Here is a 17,433-nt window from a genome sequence, read left to right on the forward strand (position 1 = left end):
TCGTGTGTATGAACATGAGCCAGATGGAAGGAGCGTGAGCCCAAAATGTCCCTCCCCCCACACGCTCGATCACTCCGGCGCCTGGTGCCGATCGCGGTCATCGCCCTGGTGGCCGCCCTTCTGCCCGCCCTCCCGGCCCAGGCCGCCGGGACGGTCGAACAGGTCGCCGTCAGCCAGGCCGGCTACAGTTCCGGCTCCTACAAGGCCGGTTACGTCGTGGCCACCGACAAGCTCTCACCGTGGACCTGCGAGGTCGTGCGCGACGGCGCCGTGGTCCTGCCGGGCTGCGTCCTGGCCGACCACGGCGTCGTGTGGGGCAGGCGGGTCTACAGCGTGGAGCTGACCGCCCTCACCCAGCTCGGCACCGGTTACACCCTCCGGGTCAACGGCGTCTCGTCGCCGCCGTTCAACGTCGCGGACGACGTCTGGGACGGCTACAAGGACGAGATGACGGCGTTCTACCGGATCCAGCGCGCCTCGGTGGCCACCTCCGCGGTCTACCCTCCCGGCTACAGCAGCGTGGCGCCCTCCCCCAAGGTGTTCCACGGGGCCGGGCACCTCGACGACGCGGCCTCCGAGAACGGCACCGGCCACCACGACCTGACCGGCGGGTGGTACGACGCCGGGGACTACGGCAAGTACGGCGGCAACCAGTGGGTCGGCGGCGAGATCGCCCTGGCCTACCTCCGCAACCAGAGCGCGGCGCCGGTACGGTTCGACAACGACGGCAACGGCGTGCCCGACCTGCTGGACGAGGCCAGGTTCGGCGCGGAGTACCTGGTGAGGATGGCCGCCGTCGCCGACGGCGCGATGTACGACGTGCGGGGCAACGGCACCTTCGACCCCCCGGAGACGCAGACCGACAACATATCCGGCACCTCCGACGACCGCAGGATCAGCGGGCTCGGCGTGGGCGGTTCCGCCAAGGCCGCCGGCGCGCTCGCCGCCACCGCGCGGGCCATCAGGGGCGCCCTGGGGACAGGAACCATCGCCGCGGGCAGGGCCGCGGACTTCCAGGCGTTCGCCCAGCTCTGCGAGGAGACGGCCAGGACCTTCCACGACTACGCCGCCGCCCACCCCGACGCCCCGATCGGCTCCTACTCCACGCGCGGCGGGCTGCCCAACTCGATGCTCTTCGCGGAGGTCGAGCTGTTCCTGCTCACCGGGGAGGCGTCGTACGGCCAGGCCGCCACCGCCAAGATCGGCGCGCTCACCTTCGAGGACCTGGCCTCGACCAACTACTGGGACCTGCGGCCGCTGTCGATGGCCGAGTTCCACCCGGTGGCGGACGCGGCGACCAAGCAGAAGATCAAGGATTTGCTGACGAGGCAGGTCGAGTTCTTCCTGTCGATGGCCGACGACACGCCGTACGGCGTGCTCAACCAGTTCAAGAACTTCGGCGTGAACGAGCCGCACGTCTCCTACCTCGGCGACATGATGCGCTACTACGAGCTGTTCGGGGACCAGCGGGTGCTGCGGGCGGTGCTCAAGGGCACGTACTGGGTGTTCGGCGCCAACCCGTGGAACACCAGCTGGGTGTCCGGCGTCGGGGCCAGGCACGTGAAGTTCCTGCACACCAGGCTGGACGCCGAGGCCGACGACCAGACCGGCACCGGCGTGGTGGTCCCGGGGGCGATGGTGAGCGGGCCCAACGCCAGGGATCCGCAGGACCCGAAAAGCGCGAGCCCGTGGTACGAGGACCGGCCGATGTGGCAGGACAGCGCGCAGCAGTGGCGCTACAACGAGTACAGCATCAGCATCCAGGCCGGGCTGCTGTACACGATCATGGGTTTGATCAGGTCGAACGGCGACCCGAGCACCGCCGCGCGGGCCCCCGTCAGGCTGCCCGTCACCTCCCCGGTCATCGGCGACCTCGTCACCGGCGACGTCACGGTTTTCGCCCAGCCGGCCGCCGCGCTGAGCGGCGCGGACCTCGGGCCCGAGCACACGCCCATGCCCCTGGTGAACGGCGTCCACACCGGCACGGTCAACGTCGACGGCGTCACGCCGTACACCAGCCGGCGGGTCGACGTGCGCGGGGTGCAGACGAACGGCTCGCACACCTACTCCTCCACCCACCTCACGGTGGCGCCCCCGCCGCCGACCCCGCAGACGCCGCTGCTCTACGACGACTTCGGCGGCGGAGGGGTCTTCGGCTCGCAGAACATGGCGTGGGTCAACTGGTGGAACAACCAGGCGGGCATCGGGATCTACACCCGGCAGACCATCGACGGGCGCACCGCAGGGCGGTTCTTCCAGAACCCGGCCTCGGCCTCCTCGCAGGCGAAGTTCCAGCCCTGGCACCACAGCGTGGACGCCTCCGGCTACCGCTATCTCACCGTCGTGATGAAGAGCCCGTCGCCGGGGGCGCGGATGTGGGTCGCGCTCAACGACGGCACGAGGGGCTACCGGGTCTCGGGCGCGGCGGCGCTGACCGTGCCGAGCACCTGGACGACCTACGACTTCGACCTGAACGCGTTCCCGCTGCTGGACAAGTCCAAGGTCAAGATGGAGATCTGGCTGCAGCAGACCGCCGACGCCGACGGAGAGGTGCACGTCGACGGCGTCTCCTTCACCGGCAAGCCCGAGGGCACCGCGCCGGTCCTGAGCGGCGTGGCCCTCAGCCCCGCGACGGGCACGGCCACGACGGCGTTCACCTTCACCGCCACCTACACCGACGCCGACGGCAGGCCGCCGTTCTCCGTCGACCTGGTCCTCGACGGCGTCGTCCGCAGGATGACCGAGATCACCCCGTCCGACACCACCTACACCGACGGCAAGGCCTATCGCCTGAAGGTCTGGCTGCCCAAGGGGGCGCACTCCCACCACGTCCGGACCACCGACACGACCTCGCCGCTGGTGAGGACGGCCACGCAGGCCGGCCCCACCGTGAACTGACCCGCCGCCCGGCGGGTCACCGCCCGCCGGGCGCTCAGGCGATCTTCGGCAGGTCGGCGCCGTCCACCGCGTGCAGCGGCGCCCTGCCCTCCGCGAAGCACGCCAGCTCGTCCAGCGCCGCGTCGGCCAGCCGGTACGTCTCAGAGCCCAGCGCCCCGGCGATGTGCGGGGTGAGCACGACGTTGGGCAGCGTGTAGAGCGGCGAGCCCGCGGGAAGCGGCTCGGGGTCGGTGACGTCCAGGACGGCGTCCAGCCGCCCCGCGGCGCACTCCTCGGTGAGGGCCGCGGTGTCCACCAGACCGCCCCTGGCGGTGTTGATCACGACGGCGCCGTCGCGCAGCAGGGCGAGCCGCCGCCGGTCCAGCAGGTGCCGCGTCTCCGGGAGCTGCGGCGCGTGCAGGGTCACCGTGTCGCTGCGGCGGAGCAGGGTGTCGAGGTCCACCAGCGACACGCCGAGCGCGGCGGCGCCGGCGGCGGAGGCGTGCGGATCGGCCCCGAGCACGGTGACGTCGAAGGGGCGCAGCAGCGCGGCCACCCTGCGGCCCACGTTGGACAGGCCGACGACGCCGACCGTACGCCGGTAGTTGGAGGGATCGGGCACGGCGTCGCGCCAGGGCTCCCAGGTCCCCGGGCTGCGGCGGTAGGCGGCCGCGAACCGGTGCGCCCGCTTGCCTGCCATCAGGATCGCGGCCAGCGTGTACTCCGCGACGGGGATCGCGTTGGCCCTGGCCGCCGACGTCACGACGAGCCCGCGCTCCCAGCAGGCGCCGGTGATGTGCTCCTTCACGGTGCCGGCCGCGTGGAAGACCGCTCTCAGCCGCGGAGCGCCGGCCAGCACCTCGGCCGTCAGCGGGGGGCACCCCCATCCGGTGATGAGAACCTCCACCTCGGCCAGCCGCTCCCGCACGGCCGCCGACCTCAGCTCCGTCGCCCACAGCGGCGTGCCCGCCCTGGCCAGGCGCGCGAGGCGCTCGCGGCGCGCGTCGTCGAACAACTGCCGATAGGTCTCCGGCGCCATGACGATGAGCGCTTCGGGCCGCTGGGTCACTGCGATGGGCTCCTGCCAGGTCAAGGAACTGAGCACTTGCGACACAAAATATACAACTTAGAAACTTATGTTTCATAGGTCTTGTCTTTTGTGTGATGCGCGACCAATATTGCCAGGACGTAACCGGATGGGCACCCCGGCGTCACACCGATGTCATCGTCGGTCCCGGGCGGCGCGCTTCCGCTCATGGAGGTACAGGATGAAATCCCAGTTCCGCAGGTTGAACGCCGGCGCTCTCCTACTCGCTCTCGCGGTGAGCACGGCGGGCTGCGCCCAGGACGACGCCCCCCAGGCGGGCGGCGCGACCGCCATCACCGTCATGGGGATGCCGGCCGCGACCAACGCCAAGGCGCTCAAGCTCTTCAAGGACCAGGTGGCGGCCTTCGAGAAGGCCAACCCGGACATCAAGATCACGGGCTCCGACCTGCCCTGGGACGTCAAGACGTTCGCCCCCATGCTCGCCGCGGGGAGCGCGCCGACCGTGCTGCGCGTCCCGCTCACCGAGCCGGCCGGGCTGATCGAGCGACGGCAGGTCGCCGACATCACGAAGGAGGCCACGGCCCTCGCCGAGTTCGGCGCGCTGAATCCCGACATCATGTCCTACCTGACCAGGGACGGCGTCACGTACGGCCTGCCGGAGAAGGCGTACGCCCTCGGCCTGGCCTACAACCGCTCCCTGTTCACCAAGGCCGGGCTGGACCCGGACAAGCCCCCGGCGACCTGGGACGAGGTGCGCGCGTACGCCAAGCAGATCTCCCAGAAGACGGGTGCGGTGGGCTTCGGGGAGATCACCACCAACAACAGCGGCGGGTGGCACCTGACGGCCTACACCTACAGCGAGGGCGGATCGATGATCAAGGAGGCGCAGCCAGGGAAGTGGGCGGCCTCCTTCAACGACACCGCGGCCCGCCAGGTCCTCGACCGCTGGCGGGCGATGCGCTGGGAGGACGACTCGATGGGCGGCAACGTGCTGGGCAAGCAGGAGGACCTGATCGCCCAGTTCTCGGCGGGCAAGGTGGGGATGTGGGTCACCTCCCCCTCCGACATCTATCCCACCTACGTCACCAACGGCGGCAGGCCCGAGGACTTCGGCGGCGGTCCCATGCCCCAGGGCGCGGGGTCGGCCACGCTGGTGGGCGGCACGATCCACCTGGTCAACGCCAAGGCCACGCCCGAGCAGCGGGCCGCGGCCGTCAAGTGGATCCGGTTCCGCTACCTGCGGCCGAACTTCGACACCGAGGCCGCGGTCACCAACGCCAAGGCCGCCGCCGCCGACGGCACCCCGGTCGGCGTCCCGGTCCTGCCGATCTTCGACCAGGCCACCGCGGACAAGGTCAGGGAGGCGATCACCCCGCACGCCAACGTGCCGGCGGAGAACTTCGCCGGTTACGTCAAGTCGCTGAGCGCCTTCACGTTCACCCCCGAGCCGCAGGTCGCCAGCCAGGAGATATACGCGGCCCTCGACCCGGTCGCCCAGGCGGTCCTCACCCGCCAGGACGCCGACCCGGCCAAGCTCCTGGCCGACGCCGAGGCGCGGGTGAACGCCATCCTCCAGAAGCAGCAGTGATGCCCGTCCTCACCACCGCGTCGCCCCCCGCCGGCGCCGTGCCCGCCGAGGCGACCGGCGGCCGGGCCGGCCGCTCCGACCGCAACCGGCGCGCCCTGGCCGGGCTGGTGTTCCTGCTCCCCGGGCTGCTGTGCTTCGCCTTCTTCGCCTGGTGGCCGATCGGCCGCAGCGTGGTGCTCTCCCTGCAGCAGACCAACCTGGTCGACCCGCCGGTCTGGGTGGGATTGCACAACTTCGAGGTCCTGTTCGCCGACCCGTTGCTGCCGACCGCGCTGCTGAACACCCTGTGGTTCACGGTGCTGTCGCTGCTGATCGGGCTGCCCGCGCCGCTGGTGCTGGCCGTGCTCATCTCCGAGCTGCGGCGCTTCGGGGCACTGGCGCGGGTCCTGGTCTACCTGCCGGTCATCGTGCCGCCCGTGGTGTCGGTCCTGCTGTGGAAGCTGTTCTACGATCCGGACTCCGGCCTGGTCAACGGCGTCCTGGGACTGGTCGGCCTCGGCCCCTACCCGTGGCTGCAGTCGTCCGACTGGGCGATGCCGAGCCTGGTGATCGAGGCGACCTGGGCGGGCGCGGGCGGGGCCGTGCTGATCTACCTGGCCGCGCTGGCCGGGGTTCCCCGGGAGCTGTACGAGGCCGCCGAGACCGATGGCGCCTCGGTCGCCCGGCGCGTCGTGCACATCACGCTGCCGCAGCTTCGCGGCGTGATCCTGGTACTGCTCCTGCTGCAGATCATCGGCTGCCTGCAGGTCTTCACCGAGCCGTACGTCATGACGGACGGCGGGCCGGAGAACGCGACCGTCACCGTGCTGCTGATGATCTACCGTTACGCGTTCCTGTTCGGCGACTACGGCACCGCGACCGCGCTGAGCGTCCTGCTCGCCTGCGTGCTCGCCGGCGTCTCGGCGATCTATCTGCGACTGACGAGAGGATGGGGTTCCCGATGACACCCTCCCCCGGCCGCGGCCTGCTCTCACAGGCCGACTGGCGCAAGCCGGCCACCGGGACGGGATGGCGGGCCACCCACGTGCTGCTCCTGGCGGTCCTGCTGCTCGGCGGCCTCGGCCCCCTGCTGTGGACCTTCAAGGCGGCCGTGTCCTCGACCGCCGACCTCCTGGGCGACCCCCTGACCCTGTGGCCGTCCCAGGCCCGGTGGGAGAACTTCACCGAGGCCTGGACCACCCTGGAGATCAGGCACTACCTGTTCAACACGGTCGTGCTGGTGGCGGGGTCGTGGCTGACCCAGCTCGTCGTCGCCACCACCGCCGGATACGCGCTGTCGGTGGTACGGCCGTGGTACGGCAGGTTCGTCTACGGCGCGTTCCTCGTCACGCTGTTCGTGCCCGCCACGGTCACGCTCGTCGCGCTCTATCTGACCATCCTCGACCTGCCCGGCCTGAACGTGTCCATCGCCAACACCCCGCTCGCGGTGTGGCTTCCCGCCGGGGCGCACGCCTTCAACATCCTGCTCGCCAAGCAGTTCTTCGACGCGATCCCGCGCGAGCTCTTCGAGGCCGCCCGGGTGGACGGGGCCGGCTCCTGGACGGTCTTCCGCAGGATCGTGCTGCCCATGTCCGCGCCGATCCTGGCCGTCATCTCGCTGTTCGCCGTGATGAACGCCTGGAAGGACTTCCTGTGGCCGCTGATCGCGATCACGGATCCGCGGGCCCAGCCCATCGCGGTGGCACTGCCCCGCCTGGCACAGGCCGCGGACCCGGCCCTGCTCGTGGCGGGACTCCTCATCGCGACGGTCCCGCCGCTCCTGATCTTCCTGATCTTCCAGAGGCACATCGTGCGCGGGATCGGCTTCACCGGGCTGAAGGGGTGATCGCGTGGCTTTCACCGAAGCCGGCCGCCCGCTGGCAACAGTCCTGTCGCCCCAGAGGCTGGCCGCCCACCTGCCGGACCCCGGTACGTGGCGTCCCGTCCCCTCCCTGGGAGACCCCGCCTGGGGGAACGTCGAGCCGGCCGTCCGGCGGAGCCTGACCGAGCAGGCCCGGCGCGCGGCCGCCGTCCCCTGGCCCACCCTGCCCGCGAGCCTGTTCGCCGGCTACGCCAGGACGGGTGACCGCCTCGGCTTCGAGCGGCCCTACTTCGAACGCCGGCGCAGGCTCGCGACCGCGGTGCTGGCCGCCGGGGTGACAGGGGACGAGCGGTGGGTTGACGAGGTGCGGGACGGCATCTGGCTGCTGTGCGAGGAGAGCACCTGGTGCCTGCCCGCGCACGAGGAGTTCGCCCGCGAGGACGGGGGCGAGCTGCCCGACCCGCGCCGGCCCTTCGTCGACCTGTTCGCCGCCGAGAGCGCGACCCTGCTCGCCTGGGCCGACCTGGTGGCGGGCGCCGCGCTGGACGGGCCCTCCGCCGCGGTGCGCCGGCGGCTTCGCGAGGAGGTGCGCCACCGGCTCCTGACCCCCTACCTCGCCCGTCACTGGCACTGGTACGACGACGAGATCAGGCCGGTCAACAACTGGAACCCGTGGATCCACTCCAACATCCTCATCTGCGCGCTCCTCCTCTCCGAGAGCCGGTCGGCGATGCTGGAGGCGGTCGTCAAGGCGGTCCGCGGGCTGGACGTCTTCGTCGCCGCGTACGGACCCGACGGCGGCTGCGAGGAGGGCGTGGCGTACTGGTGGCGTGCCGGTGCGTGCCTGGCCGAGAGCCTGGAGACCCTGCGCTCGGCGAGCGGCGGCCTGCTCGACGCGTTCGCCGTCCCCGTCGTCCGCGAGATCGTCGCCTACCTGCACCGGATGCACATCGGCGACGACTGGTACGTCAACTTCGCCGACGGCGGGGCGCACCTGCCCGGCCGGACGGCGCTGGACATCCCGCACCGCGCCGGCCTGCTGACCGGCGACGGCGACACCGTCGCGCACGCCCGCGCGAGGCGCGGGACCGGGCCGCCGGTCGTCCACCAGGAGGTCGGCCTCGGCCGGACGCTGGCCGGCCTGTTCGACGCCGGGTGGCGTGACGCGGCCCCGGCCGCGGCGCCCCACGTCGAGCACGCCTGGCTGCCGTCGGTGCAGGTGATGGTCGCGAGGGAGCGGCGGGGATCACCCGGCGGGTTGTTCCTCGCCGCCAAGGGCGGCCACAACGCGGAAAGCCACAACCACAACGACGTCGGGTCGTTCATCGTCGCGCTGGACGGCCGGCCGGTGCTGGTCGACGTGGGGGTGGGCGAGTACACCGCGCGGACCTTCGGTCCCGACCGGTACGACATCTGGACCATGCAGAGCTCCTACCACAACCTCCCCGAGATCGACGGCGTCATGCAGGCGGCGGGCCCGCGGCACCGCGCCCGCGACGTCTCCTGCGCGCTGACCGGCGACCAGGCCGGGCTGTCCCTCGACCTGGCCCCCGCCTGGCCCGAGCATGCCGGCGTCCGCGAGTGGCGCCGCACGCTGCGGCTCCGGCGGGGCGACGACCCGGCGGTGATCGTCGAGGACCGCTGGGAGCTGCGCGGGCCCCCGTCGAGACTGGCGCTGTGCCTCATGGCACACGGTGAGGTCGGCACCTCGCCCGGCCTGCTGTCCGTCGCGGGACGGCTGCGCCCGCTGCTCGTCCGCTACGACCCGGCCGCGTTCACCGCCGACGTCGAGCGCCTGCCGCTCGACGACTCCGAACTGTCCGGCGTGTGGGGCGATCATCTGCACCGGATCGTCCTGCGCGCCACGACGCCCCGCGCGTCGGGAACCGCCCGCCTGGTCATGAAACCCGGAGCCGCCCCGTGACCTCCGTCCCGAACACCCCGAGCCTCCCGAACAGCCCGAACACCCCGAACACCCCGAGCGTCCCGATGCCCGAGACGCAGAGTCCCTGGCCCGCCCGCGACGGCCTGCGCATCACCGCGGTGCGGCCCGTCGTCACCGCCCCCGGCGGCGTGCCGCTCGTGGTGGTGCGCGTGGACACCTCGGAACCGGGGCTGTCCGGGCTGGGCTGCGCGACGTTCACCCAGCGTTTCCACGCGGTGGCGAGCACCGTCGAACACCACCTCGCTCCCCTGCTGATCGGGCGGCATCCGGCGGATATCACCGACATCTTTCGCATGCTGCACTTCTCCTCGTACTGGCGGGACGGGCCGGTCGGCAACAACGCCATCTCCGGCGTGGACATGGCGCTGTGGGACATCGCGGGCAAGCGCGCGGGCATGCCGGTGTACGAGCTGCTCGGGGGGCGGGTCCGCACGGCCGCCCCGGTGTACCTGCACGCGGGGGGCGCCACGATCCCGGAGACCCTCGACCAGGCCCGGGCCATCATGGAGACGGGTGTCACGCATGTGCGGCTACAGACGGCACAGCCCGGGTTCGGCTCCTACGGCACGCCCCGCGCGGGGGGCGGGTACCCCGCCGCGCCCCATCCCGACGGGTGGGACGTCCAGCACTACCTGCGCACCACCCCGGAGCTGTTCCGCCGGGCCAGGCAGGAGCTGGGCGAGGAGGTGGAGCTGCTGCACGACGCCCACTCCCGGCTCACGCCCAAGCAGGCCGTGACGCTGGCGCGGGCGCTGGAGCCGTACCGGCTGTTCTTCCTGGAGGACGTCGTCGCGCCCGAGTTCTTCGACCGGCTGCCGGAGATCCGCGCCGCGTCCCCGGTGCCCATCGCGGCCGGCGAACTGCTGACCTCGGCCACCGAGGCCGCGCGGCTGATCCTCGGCGGCGGGGTGGACCTGCTGCGGCTGCACCTGTCGGCGATCGGCGGGCTCACCCCGGCGAGCAGGCTGGTGGCCCTGTGCGAGTTCGCCGCGGTGCGCACCGCCTGGCACTCCCCCGCCGACGTCTCCCCCGTCGGCATGGCGGCCAACATCGCGCTCGACGTGACCACCCCGGCCTTCGGGATCCAGGAGGGCCACGTGTACGGCGACGCCGTCCACGAGGTGTTCCCCGGAACACCCGTGATCCGGCGGGGCCACCTCTATCCCGCGGACGCGCCGGGATGGGGGATCGAGCTCGACGAGGTCCAGGCCGCGAGATATCCGCCCTCGACGCACATGCACGAGCGGTGGTCCGCCCGGGTGCGCAGGCCCGACGGGGGACTCGAAGCCCCCTGACCCGCCGTATGGCGGCTGTGACATAGGGCTTGATTCGCGCGACGACGGGAGTTCGTGATACTCATCAACGCAAATCAAACCCATTTAGATAGTCATCCAGAATTAGCGCTCTCCACGGGCTTGTGCGGCTCTTCCGCCCAGACGTCTCGCCCATTGCTCCACAGCTCTGAAGCGTGGTAGCCGAACCGGTCGAACAGCTCGTCATCCTGGTAACGGCGCAGGTGCATCATGGGTGAGTCGTGGCCGACGAGCTTGGCCAGGTGCGGCGTCACGAGCATCTCGGAGTCGAAGCGGAAGACGCTCATCGCGATGTGCTCGTCTCCGAACCTCGCCTCGATGCCGGGTACGTTCCGAACCTGCTCGATCTCCGAGAGGGTGATCCGGTGTTCTTGATCGGCTGGCTTCGACAACCGTCGATCATCAGGGGTCGCGTTTGTCATCTCTCCATCGGGGTGTCCTCACCTGTCCACCCGGCCCAGGGGCGTGACCGTCTCACCAACCGAGAACGCATCAGCCTTGCACGCCGACTGCCCCGGCCCGGGGCGCGTCACTGGACACGCGGTTAGGCACGTCCCCGAACCACTACTGCCTGGACCCGGTGAAGTACGGGCATGTGTTCGCCAAGACCGGTGCCATCAGCCCTCCCGAACCGGTCGTTTTCGCCTCCCGCTGCGCAACAGGTCAAGTCGAATGCGGACTGCAAGATCGCGGTTGAGGGGAAAGACGGGGTCGCCGCTGGCACGGTTTGGCGGCAGGAGCTGCGGCATTCGGTCACCGCCCCCCACCTTTCTTCACCGGCCGCTCGTGAAAAACATGTTGCTGAACACTCCGCCGAGCCGCGCGAAGCTCGCCACATCGACCGCGCAAGAGCGACCCGAAACCGGATGGGGCCCGGTCGGCCGAGGCCGGCCAGGCTCCAAGGCTTGAGGGAAAGGCCTTTGGGCCTCAGGAGGGACTGATACCGGTGGTGGACTGGATCCAGGGGGCGATATTGTGGGTCAGCACCCCAGTTCCTGTGGATATTCCATCGCCGGTGCAGTGGACCGCGAATATGCGACCGGCGATGTAAACTCCGCCGCCCGAGTCTCCTGCGGCGGTTACTCCGGATCCGTTATAAACATAGCTAATGGCAGTATTTCCCGATCCTATGATCGGATCGTGGTACCAGAACCGGTTGACTCGCATGCTGGCGATCTGAAGCTCAAGCGCCGAATCCTCGGACCCCAAAGTGGTCACCCCCCAGCCGCTGATCGCCACGTTGACAGTCAGTCCCGGAGATCCCAGGCCGTAACCGACGACAACGTTCTCGTAGTTGGGGACGTTCTGCCACAGGTTCAGCAGGGCAGCGTCCTGGGTGGCATGTTTGTAGATGCCGGCGATGGTCATTCGATGGCCCTCGCCCAAGTGGCGGCTTCCCGCATAGATCGAGCTGTTGTGGATAGTGGCTCCATATTTGGTGATGCAATGTTTGGCGGTGAGGACCCAGTTGCCGCCAATCAGAGTGCCACTGCACATCTGCTCTCCGTCGATCCAGAACTGCACCTGGCCCCTGAGGTGACTGGCAGTCGAGCCGCCGATGATGGCGTTCGCATTCGGGGCTGTCGTAGTGCTGCTGACCATGAGTGCCGTGAGCAGGCACGTTAGTACTTTCAAGCGACGTAACATTATTGTCCTCTTGGACACGGGGATGGGGTGTTGATCCGGCGCGATCGGGCGGAGTCGGTGAGCCGTTACCGGACAGCCAGGTAGACCCAGGCGGGCCATCACGCAGCTGCGGCGGGCCGCGGTGGCAATCAAGGCAGGACGTGACCACGAACGCATCTGGGAGACCTTCCTGGTCTTGCATGGAGTGCCTCAACCAGCAGGGGACGGCTCAGTCGCGCCTCCCGCTTTCAGGCGTTCTGATCAAAGATCAGCGAGGTGTCCACTTCCTAGGCCACGTTCTGTCCAGGTTGATCTCAGGGCTGTGACTTCTGGGGGGGGCGAACACTCGATAGCGTCATGCTGGGGCGGGGATGAGGCCGGCGCCTGTGCGGCAGCCTGCGATCATGTCACTGCGGTATGAGGTCAAGGCTGATGCGTTCTCGGTTGGTGAGACGGTCACGCCCCTGGGCCGGGTGGACAGGTGAGGACACCCCGATGGAGAGATGACAAACGCGACCCCTGATGATCGACGGTTGTCGAAGCCAGCCGATCAAGAACAGGTGTCGCGTTCGCGTGCCATCATCCCCTGTCGACGTGCTCACCCACCACCGGGAGCACGCCACCTTCACCGACCTCATCATCTGCACGGCCCGTCCCGACTCGGGCGTCCCGATCGAGGACATCTCACGACTCGTCAGCCATCGGAACACGGTGGTCACCGAGACGGTCTATCGGAAGCAGATCCGGCCGGTGCTCATACAGGGCGCAAAGGCCATGGACGACATCTTCGGGAGTTAGTCACTCACGCCCCGTCCTGAAGATCAGGAACGGGGCGTTTTGGGTGGTGGGCACTACTGGGTTCGAACCAGTGACATCTGGCTTGTGAGGCGGGCGCTCAGGAGGTGGGAAGCCAGGCCTTCACCTTGTCGGGGTTGTCGCCGACCCACTTCTCCGCGGCCTCCTCGGCCGTCATCTTGTCCTCGGAGATGTACTTGGCCACGAGGTTCTGGTCCTCGTTCGTCCAGGTGAAGTTCTTGACCAGGTCGTACGCCGGGCTGCCCGAGTCGGCGAACTTCTTGCTCACGATCTTGTCGAGGTCGTAGAGGGGGTAGTCGCAGGCCACCTTCTCGGCGTCGGCGTCGCAGCCCTCGGTGTACTCGGGCAGGTTGACCTTGACGAGCTTGACCTCCGACAGGAACCACTGCGGCTCGTAGAAGTAGCCGAGCATCGGGGTCTTCTGCTTCTCGGCCTGCCTGAACCCGGTGATGAGCGCCGCCTCGCTGCCCGCGTAGACGACCTTGTAGTCCAGCTTCAGGTTCTTCACCAGGGCTGCGTCGTTGGTCACGAAGGAGGGGTCGCCGTCGAGCAGCTGGCCCTTGCCCCCCGACTCGGAGGTCTTGAACAGGTCGGCGTACTTGTTGAGGTTCTTCCAGTCGGTGATGTCGGGGTACTTCTCGGCCATCCACGGCGGTACGTACCAGCCGATGACGCCCTTGTTGCCCGTCGGGCCCGCCAGGACGGCGACCTTCTGGTCCTCGATGTACTTCTTCTTCAGGTCGTCGTGGGCCCAGTTCTCCACGATCGCGTCGACCTCGCCGGTGGCGAAGCCCTGCCAGGCGACCTCCTCCTTGAGGTCCTTCTTGGTGACCGAGCAGCCGAGCTCCTTCTCCGCCACGTGGGCGATGACCGCCGCGGTCGCCTCGTACCCGACCCACGGGTTGATGGCGATGTTGACCGCGCCGCAGGCCTTCTTGCCGTCCGCGCCGGAGGACGCCGGGGCGGCCCCGCTGTCACTCTCGCCGACCTTCGCCCCGCCGCACGCGGAGACGAGGAGGCCGGTCGCGACCAGGAGCGCCACCGCCCGTGGTCGCCCGATCCTCGAAACTGTCACCAGGTCCTCCTCCATACGAGTCCATATGAGTCCATACGAGGCCGCCGGTGGCGGCCGTCTGCCCGTCGCCGGCGGTGACGGGATCTCTGTCCGTCGTGTTCAGTCGTGCCCGGACTCCGCCCGCCGTGCCGCCGTCCTGGTGATGCGCTCCAGCATGATCCCGAGCACGACGATCGCCACGCCCGCGGTGAGCCCCTTACCCCGCAGTTGCAGCTGGGAGAAGCCCGCCACCACGTCGTAGCCGAGCGCGCCCGCGCCGACCAGGCCGCCGACGACGACCATGGCGAGCACGTAGATGAGTCCCTGGCTCGCGGCGAGGGTCAGCGCGCCGCGCGCCATCGGCAGCTGCACCTTGGTGATGAGCTGCCAGGTGCTGGAACCCGCGGCCGTGGCGGCCTCCACCGCGCTCGGGGCCACGCCGCGGATGCCGTCCGCGGTGAGCTTGACCGCCACCGGGGCGGCGTAGACGACCGCGGCGATGATCGCGGTGATCCGGGTGGCGCCGAACAGTCCGAGGATCGGCACCAGGTAGACGAACGGCGGCATGGTCTGCCCGGCGTCGAGAACGGGCCGCACCAGCTGGTCGACACGGTCGCTGCGCCCCATCCAGACCCCGAGCACCACCCCGAGGATCATCACCAGGACGGTGGCCACGAGCGTCGAGGCCAGCGTCACCATGCTGTCCTGCCACAGGCCGAGCGCGACGAGCAGCGCGACGCAGACCGCGGTGACGAGCACGACCCTGGCATTCGCCAGGATCGCGGCGAACGCGATCAGCACGGCGCCGACCAGCCACCACGGCGAGTCGGTGAGCAGCGCCTCGAACGGGTTGAGCAGGCCGTAGGAGACGGCGTTCCTGAACGCGCCGGTGTAGACCGCGAGGTTGTCCTGCACCCACAGGGTCGCCGCGTCGACCCCCTGGCGGACGTACCGCCCCAGGTTCGCCTCGCTCGGGAACTCCGCGGCCCACACGTAGACGTGGGAGAGGTAGACCAGTACGCCGGTGACCGCCAGGACCGCGCCGATCTCCGCGCGGCGGCGGCCGGGTCCGCGCGAGAGCCCGGCCCGGTGCCGGGTCTCGACGCGGCGCCCCGCGGCGGAGGTGACCCGGTCGAGCACGATGGCCATGACGACGATGGCCAGGCCCGCGTTGAAGGCGTTGCCGACGTCGAGGGTCTCCAGCGCCTTGACGACGGTCTTACCCAGGCCGGGGGCGTCGATCAGCGCGGCGATGGTGACCATGCACAGCGCGGCCATGATGGTCTGGTTGACGCCGACGACGATGGTCCGCTTGGCCAGCGGGAGCCGTACCTTCCTCAGCGACTGCCAGGCGGTCGCGCCGAGGGAGGTGCTGGCCTCCAGGGTCGCGGGCCGCACCTCGCGTATGCCGTGCGCGGTGATGCGGATCGCGGGCGGGACGGCGTAGATGACGGTCGCCACGGTGGCGCTCGCGGGGCCGATGAGGAAGAACAGGGTGAGCGGCGCGAGGTAGACGAACGTCGGCATCGTCTGCATGAAGTCGAGCAGCGGGGTGACCAGGCGGTTGAACCGGTCGTTCACCCCGGCCCAGACGCCGAGCGGGATGCCGATCAGCAGCGAGAGCACGACGGCGGCCAGGGTGAGGGCGAGGGTGTCCATGCTCTCCTCCCACAGGCCCAGCAGGCCGAAGGAGGCGAAGCCGATCGCGGTCAGCAGGGCGACCCGCAGGTTGCCCCACAGCAGCGCGATCGCCGTGGCGACGGCGACCACGCCCAGCCAGCCGACGACCGGCAGCGGGCGCCCGAAGGACGGCTGGCTGATCAGCGCCTGGACGAACGTGACGGACTCGTCGAGGAAGAGCCGGATGTAGTTGATGAAGTACAGGAAGAACGGGTTGTCGTTCCTGCTGTTGTCGATGACCTCGCCGGCCTCGTTGATCCGTACGTGCAGCGGGGTCAGTTCCGCGCCGCCGAGCTGGAAGGTGTCCCGGCCCTGGACGAACACCCAGATCAGCACCCATGCCGCGACGACGGCGGCCAGCAGGTAGCGGCGGGGCCAGGCCGGCAGGCGCCGCAGGCCACCGGCCGGGGTGGCCTGGGTGGCCATCACCCCTGCTCCCCGGCTCTGACGGGTCCGGCGGGCTCGGCAGAGGATCTGCCCGAAGACGGCCCGGCGGGACCGGCGGAGGGACTGCCCAAAGACGGCTCGGCGGACTTGGCGGACCCGGCGAGCCCGCCGGAGAGGCTGTCCGAAGACGGCTCGGCGAGCACGCCGAGGACCTCCTCGGCGGTGACGACCCCCAGCAGCTCGCCGCCCTCGACGACCTTGACCGGGCGCGTCGCGCGCAGGACCGTGTGCACGACGTCGCGTACGACGACGTCCGGCCCGACCTCCGGGCCGTCCAGCGGTTCGTCCGGCCGGGGCGGGCGCATGATCCAGCGGGTGGTGAGCACGTTCGAGCGGGGCACGTCCTTGACGAACTCGCGCACGTAGTCGTCCACGGGCGCCCCGACGACCTCGTCCGGCGTGCCCATCTGGACGAGCTCGCCGTCGCGCATGATGAGGATGCGGTCGCCGAGCTTGAGCGCCTCGCTCAGGTCGTGCGTGATGAAGATCATCGTCTTGCCGACCTCGCGGTGCAGGCGGATGACCTCGTTCTGCATGTCCCGCCTGATCAGCGGGTCGAGCGCGGAGAACGGCTCGTCGAAGAAGAGCACGTCCGGGTCCACCGCGAGGGCCCTGGCCAGCCCGACGCGCTGCTGCATGCCGCCTGACAGCTGGTCGGGGTAGGAGTCCTCGGAGCCCGACAGGCCGACGAGCTCGACCATCTCCCTGGCCCGCTCGTAGCGGGCCTGCTTGCCCGTGCCGCGGATCTCCAGCCCGTAGGCCACGTTGTCCAGGACCCGCCGGTGCGGCAGCAGGCCGAAGTTCTGGAAGACCATGGCGAAGCGGTGGCGGCGCAGCTCGCGCAGCTGCCTGTCGCCCGCCTTGCGGATGTCCTCGCCGTCGAACAGCACCTCTCCGGCCGTCGGCTCGACGAGCCGCGTCAGGCAGCGTACGAGGGTGGACTTGCCGGAGCCCGACAGGCCCATGACGACGAAGACCTCCTGGGGCCGCACGGTGAAGGAGACGTCGCGGACGGCGGTCACGCAGCCCGTTCTCGCCCTCAGCTCGCTCCGCGAGAGCTCCGCGAGGGGAGTCCCGACGATCCGGTCCGGACGCGGGCCGAAGACCTTCCAGAGACCTCGCACGTCGAGGACGGCCCGGTCCTCGCTCCGCGCGGCGGCTTCCGGCCGCACCTGCTGGGTCGGTGACGTCATGGTCGTGACCACCTCACGGGTCGTCTGGGGACGGGGGTTGGTCCG

13 protein-coding genes are annotated in these 17,433 nt (G+C 70.0%); 7 read left to right on the plus strand and 6 right to left on the minus strand.

Features of this window, described 5'->3' with window-relative positions:
* The first annotated feature begins 45 nt into the window (after positions 1-45).
* On the plus strand, positions 46-2,898 hold the full coding sequence (locus ACSDR0_RS17690; protein WP_435289911.1) for a glycoside hydrolase family 9 protein: 2,853 nt from the start codon (positions 46-48) through the stop codon (positions 2,896-2,898).
* A gap of 34 nt (positions 2,899-2,932) precedes the next feature.
* On the opposite strand, the gene ACSDR0_RS17695 is transcribed toward ACSDR0_RS17690, so the two are convergent.
* Positions 2,933-3,982, minus strand: a complete 1,050-nt coding sequence (locus tag ACSDR0_RS17695; RefSeq protein WP_435289912.1) for a hydroxyacid dehydrogenase — start codon at positions 3,980-3,982, stop codon at positions 2,933-2,935.
* A 163-nt stretch (positions 3,983-4,145) separates the two neighbouring features.
* Here ACSDR0_RS17695 and ACSDR0_RS17700 point away from each other — a divergent pair, with 163 nt between their 5' ends.
* The 5 genes from ACSDR0_RS17700 to ACSDR0_RS17720 are packed head-to-tail and all read left to right on the plus strand — an operon-like array spanning position 4,146 to position 10,554.
* Positions 4,146-5,513, plus strand: a complete 1,368-nt coding sequence (locus ACSDR0_RS17700) for an ABC transporter substrate-binding protein (protein WP_435289913.1) — start codon at positions 4,146-4,148, stop codon at positions 5,511-5,513.
* Positions 5,513-6,457, plus strand: a complete 945-nt coding sequence (locus ACSDR0_RS17705; protein ID WP_435289914.1) for a carbohydrate ABC transporter permease — start codon at positions 5,513-5,515, stop codon at positions 6,455-6,457. The genes ACSDR0_RS17700 and ACSDR0_RS17705 overlap by 1 nt, the downstream gene beginning before the upstream one ends.
* Positions 6,454-7,338: a carbohydrate ABC transporter permease gene (locus ACSDR0_RS17710; RefSeq protein ID WP_435289915.1), complete on the plus strand. Its 885-nt coding sequence runs from the start codon at positions 6,454-6,456 to the stop codon at positions 7,336-7,338. The genes ACSDR0_RS17705 and ACSDR0_RS17710 overlap by 4 nt, the downstream gene beginning before the upstream one ends.
* A gap of 4 nt (positions 7,339-7,342) precedes the next feature.
* Complete coding sequence (locus tag ACSDR0_RS17715) at positions 7,343-9,238, plus strand: heparinase II/III domain-containing protein (RefSeq protein WP_435289916.1); 1,896 nt, start codon at positions 7,343-7,345, stop codon at positions 9,236-9,238.
* On the plus strand, positions 9,235-10,554 hold the full coding sequence (locus tag ACSDR0_RS17720; protein ID WP_435289917.1) for an enolase C-terminal domain-like protein: 1,320 nt from the start codon (positions 9,235-9,237) through the stop codon (positions 10,552-10,554). Before ACSDR0_RS17715 ends, ACSDR0_RS17720 begins: the two co-directional genes overlap by 4 nt.
* 92 nt (positions 10,555-10,646) lie before the next feature.
* Here ACSDR0_RS17720 and ACSDR0_RS17725 read toward each other — a convergent pair whose 3' ends face one another.
* Together ACSDR0_RS17725 and ACSDR0_RS17730 are read right to left on the minus strand one after the other, a co-directional pair.
* Positions 10,647-10,964, minus strand: coding sequence for a hypothetical protein (locus ACSDR0_RS17725; RefSeq protein ID WP_435289918.1), 318 nt, complete (start codon positions 10,962-10,964; stop codon positions 10,647-10,649).
* A gap of 535 nt (positions 10,965-11,499) precedes the next feature.
* Complete coding sequence (locus ACSDR0_RS17730; protein WP_435289919.1) at positions 11,500-12,174, minus strand: trypsin-like serine protease; 675 nt, start codon at positions 12,172-12,174, stop codon at positions 11,500-11,502.
* 597 nt (positions 12,175-12,771) lie between these two features.
* On the opposite strand from ACSDR0_RS17730, the gene ACSDR0_RS17735 reads away from it, so the two are divergent.
* Positions 12,772-12,996 carry a hypothetical protein gene (locus tag ACSDR0_RS17735; protein ID WP_435289920.1) on the plus strand — a complete coding sequence of 75 codons (225 nt, stop codon included), beginning with the start codon at positions 12,772-12,774 and terminating at the stop codon, positions 12,994-12,996.
* 97 nt (positions 12,997-13,093) lie between these two features.
* Here the strand turns inward: ACSDR0_RS17735 and ACSDR0_RS17740 are convergent, their stop codons facing one another.
* The 3 genes from ACSDR0_RS17740 to ACSDR0_RS17750 all read right to left on the minus strand — a co-directional run bounded on the left by ACSDR0_RS17740 (position 13,094) and on the right by ACSDR0_RS17750 (position 17,388).
* Entirely contained in the window at positions 13,094-14,089 is a 996-nt protein-coding gene (locus tag ACSDR0_RS17740) for an ABC transporter substrate-binding protein (RefSeq protein WP_435289921.1), read from the minus strand.
* A 99-nt stretch (positions 14,090-14,188) separates the two neighbouring features.
* The gene (locus ACSDR0_RS17745; RefSeq protein ID WP_435289922.1) at positions 14,189-16,174 is read right to left on the minus strand and encodes an ABC transporter permease; all 1,986 of its coding nucleotides are present in this window, start codon (positions 16,172-16,174) and stop codon (positions 14,189-14,191) included.
* Entirely contained in the window at positions 16,174-17,388 is a 1,215-nt protein-coding gene (locus tag ACSDR0_RS17750; protein ID WP_435289923.1) for a quaternary amine ABC transporter ATP-binding protein, read from the minus strand. Before ACSDR0_RS17750 ends, ACSDR0_RS17745 begins: the two co-directional genes overlap by 1 nt.
* Positions 17,389-17,433: the final 45 nt, after the last annotated feature.

The sequence above is a fragment of the Streptosporangium sp. G11 genome (assembly GCF_051192615.1).
Lineage (GTDB): Bacteria > Actinomycetota > Actinomycetes > Streptosporangiales > Streptosporangiaceae > Streptosporangium.

What these genes read in the sequence shown, in the direction of transcription:
- ACSDR0_RS17690 (WP_435289911.1), top strand. Translation starts at nt 46, where the DNA reads ATGTCCCTCCCCCCACACGCTCGATCACTCCGGCGCCTGGTGCCGATC.
- ACSDR0_RS17700 (WP_435289913.1), top strand. Translation starts at nt 4,146, where the DNA reads ATGAAATCCCAGTTCCGCAGGTTGAACGCCGGCGCTCTCCTACTCGCT.
- ACSDR0_RS17705 (WP_435289914.1), top strand. Translation starts at nt 5,513, where the DNA reads ATGCCCGTCCTCACCACCGCGTCGCCCCCCGCCGGCGCCGTGCCCGCC.
- ACSDR0_RS17710 (WP_435289915.1), top strand. Translation starts at nt 6,454, where the DNA reads ATGACACCCTCCCCCGGCCGCGGCCTGCTCTCACAGGCCGACTGGCGC.
- ACSDR0_RS17730 (WP_435289919.1), bottom strand. Translation starts at nt 12,174, where the DNA reads ATGGTCAGCAGCACTACGACAGCCCCGAATGCGAACGCCATCATCGGC.
- ACSDR0_RS17745 (WP_435289922.1), bottom strand. Translation starts at nt 16,174, where the DNA reads ATGGCCACCCAGGCCACCCCGGCCGGTGGCCTGCGGCGCCTGCCGGCC.
- ACSDR0_RS17750 (WP_435289923.1), bottom strand. Translation starts at nt 17,388, where the DNA reads ATGACGTCACCGACCCAGCAGGTGCGGCCGGAAGCCGCCGCGCGGAGC.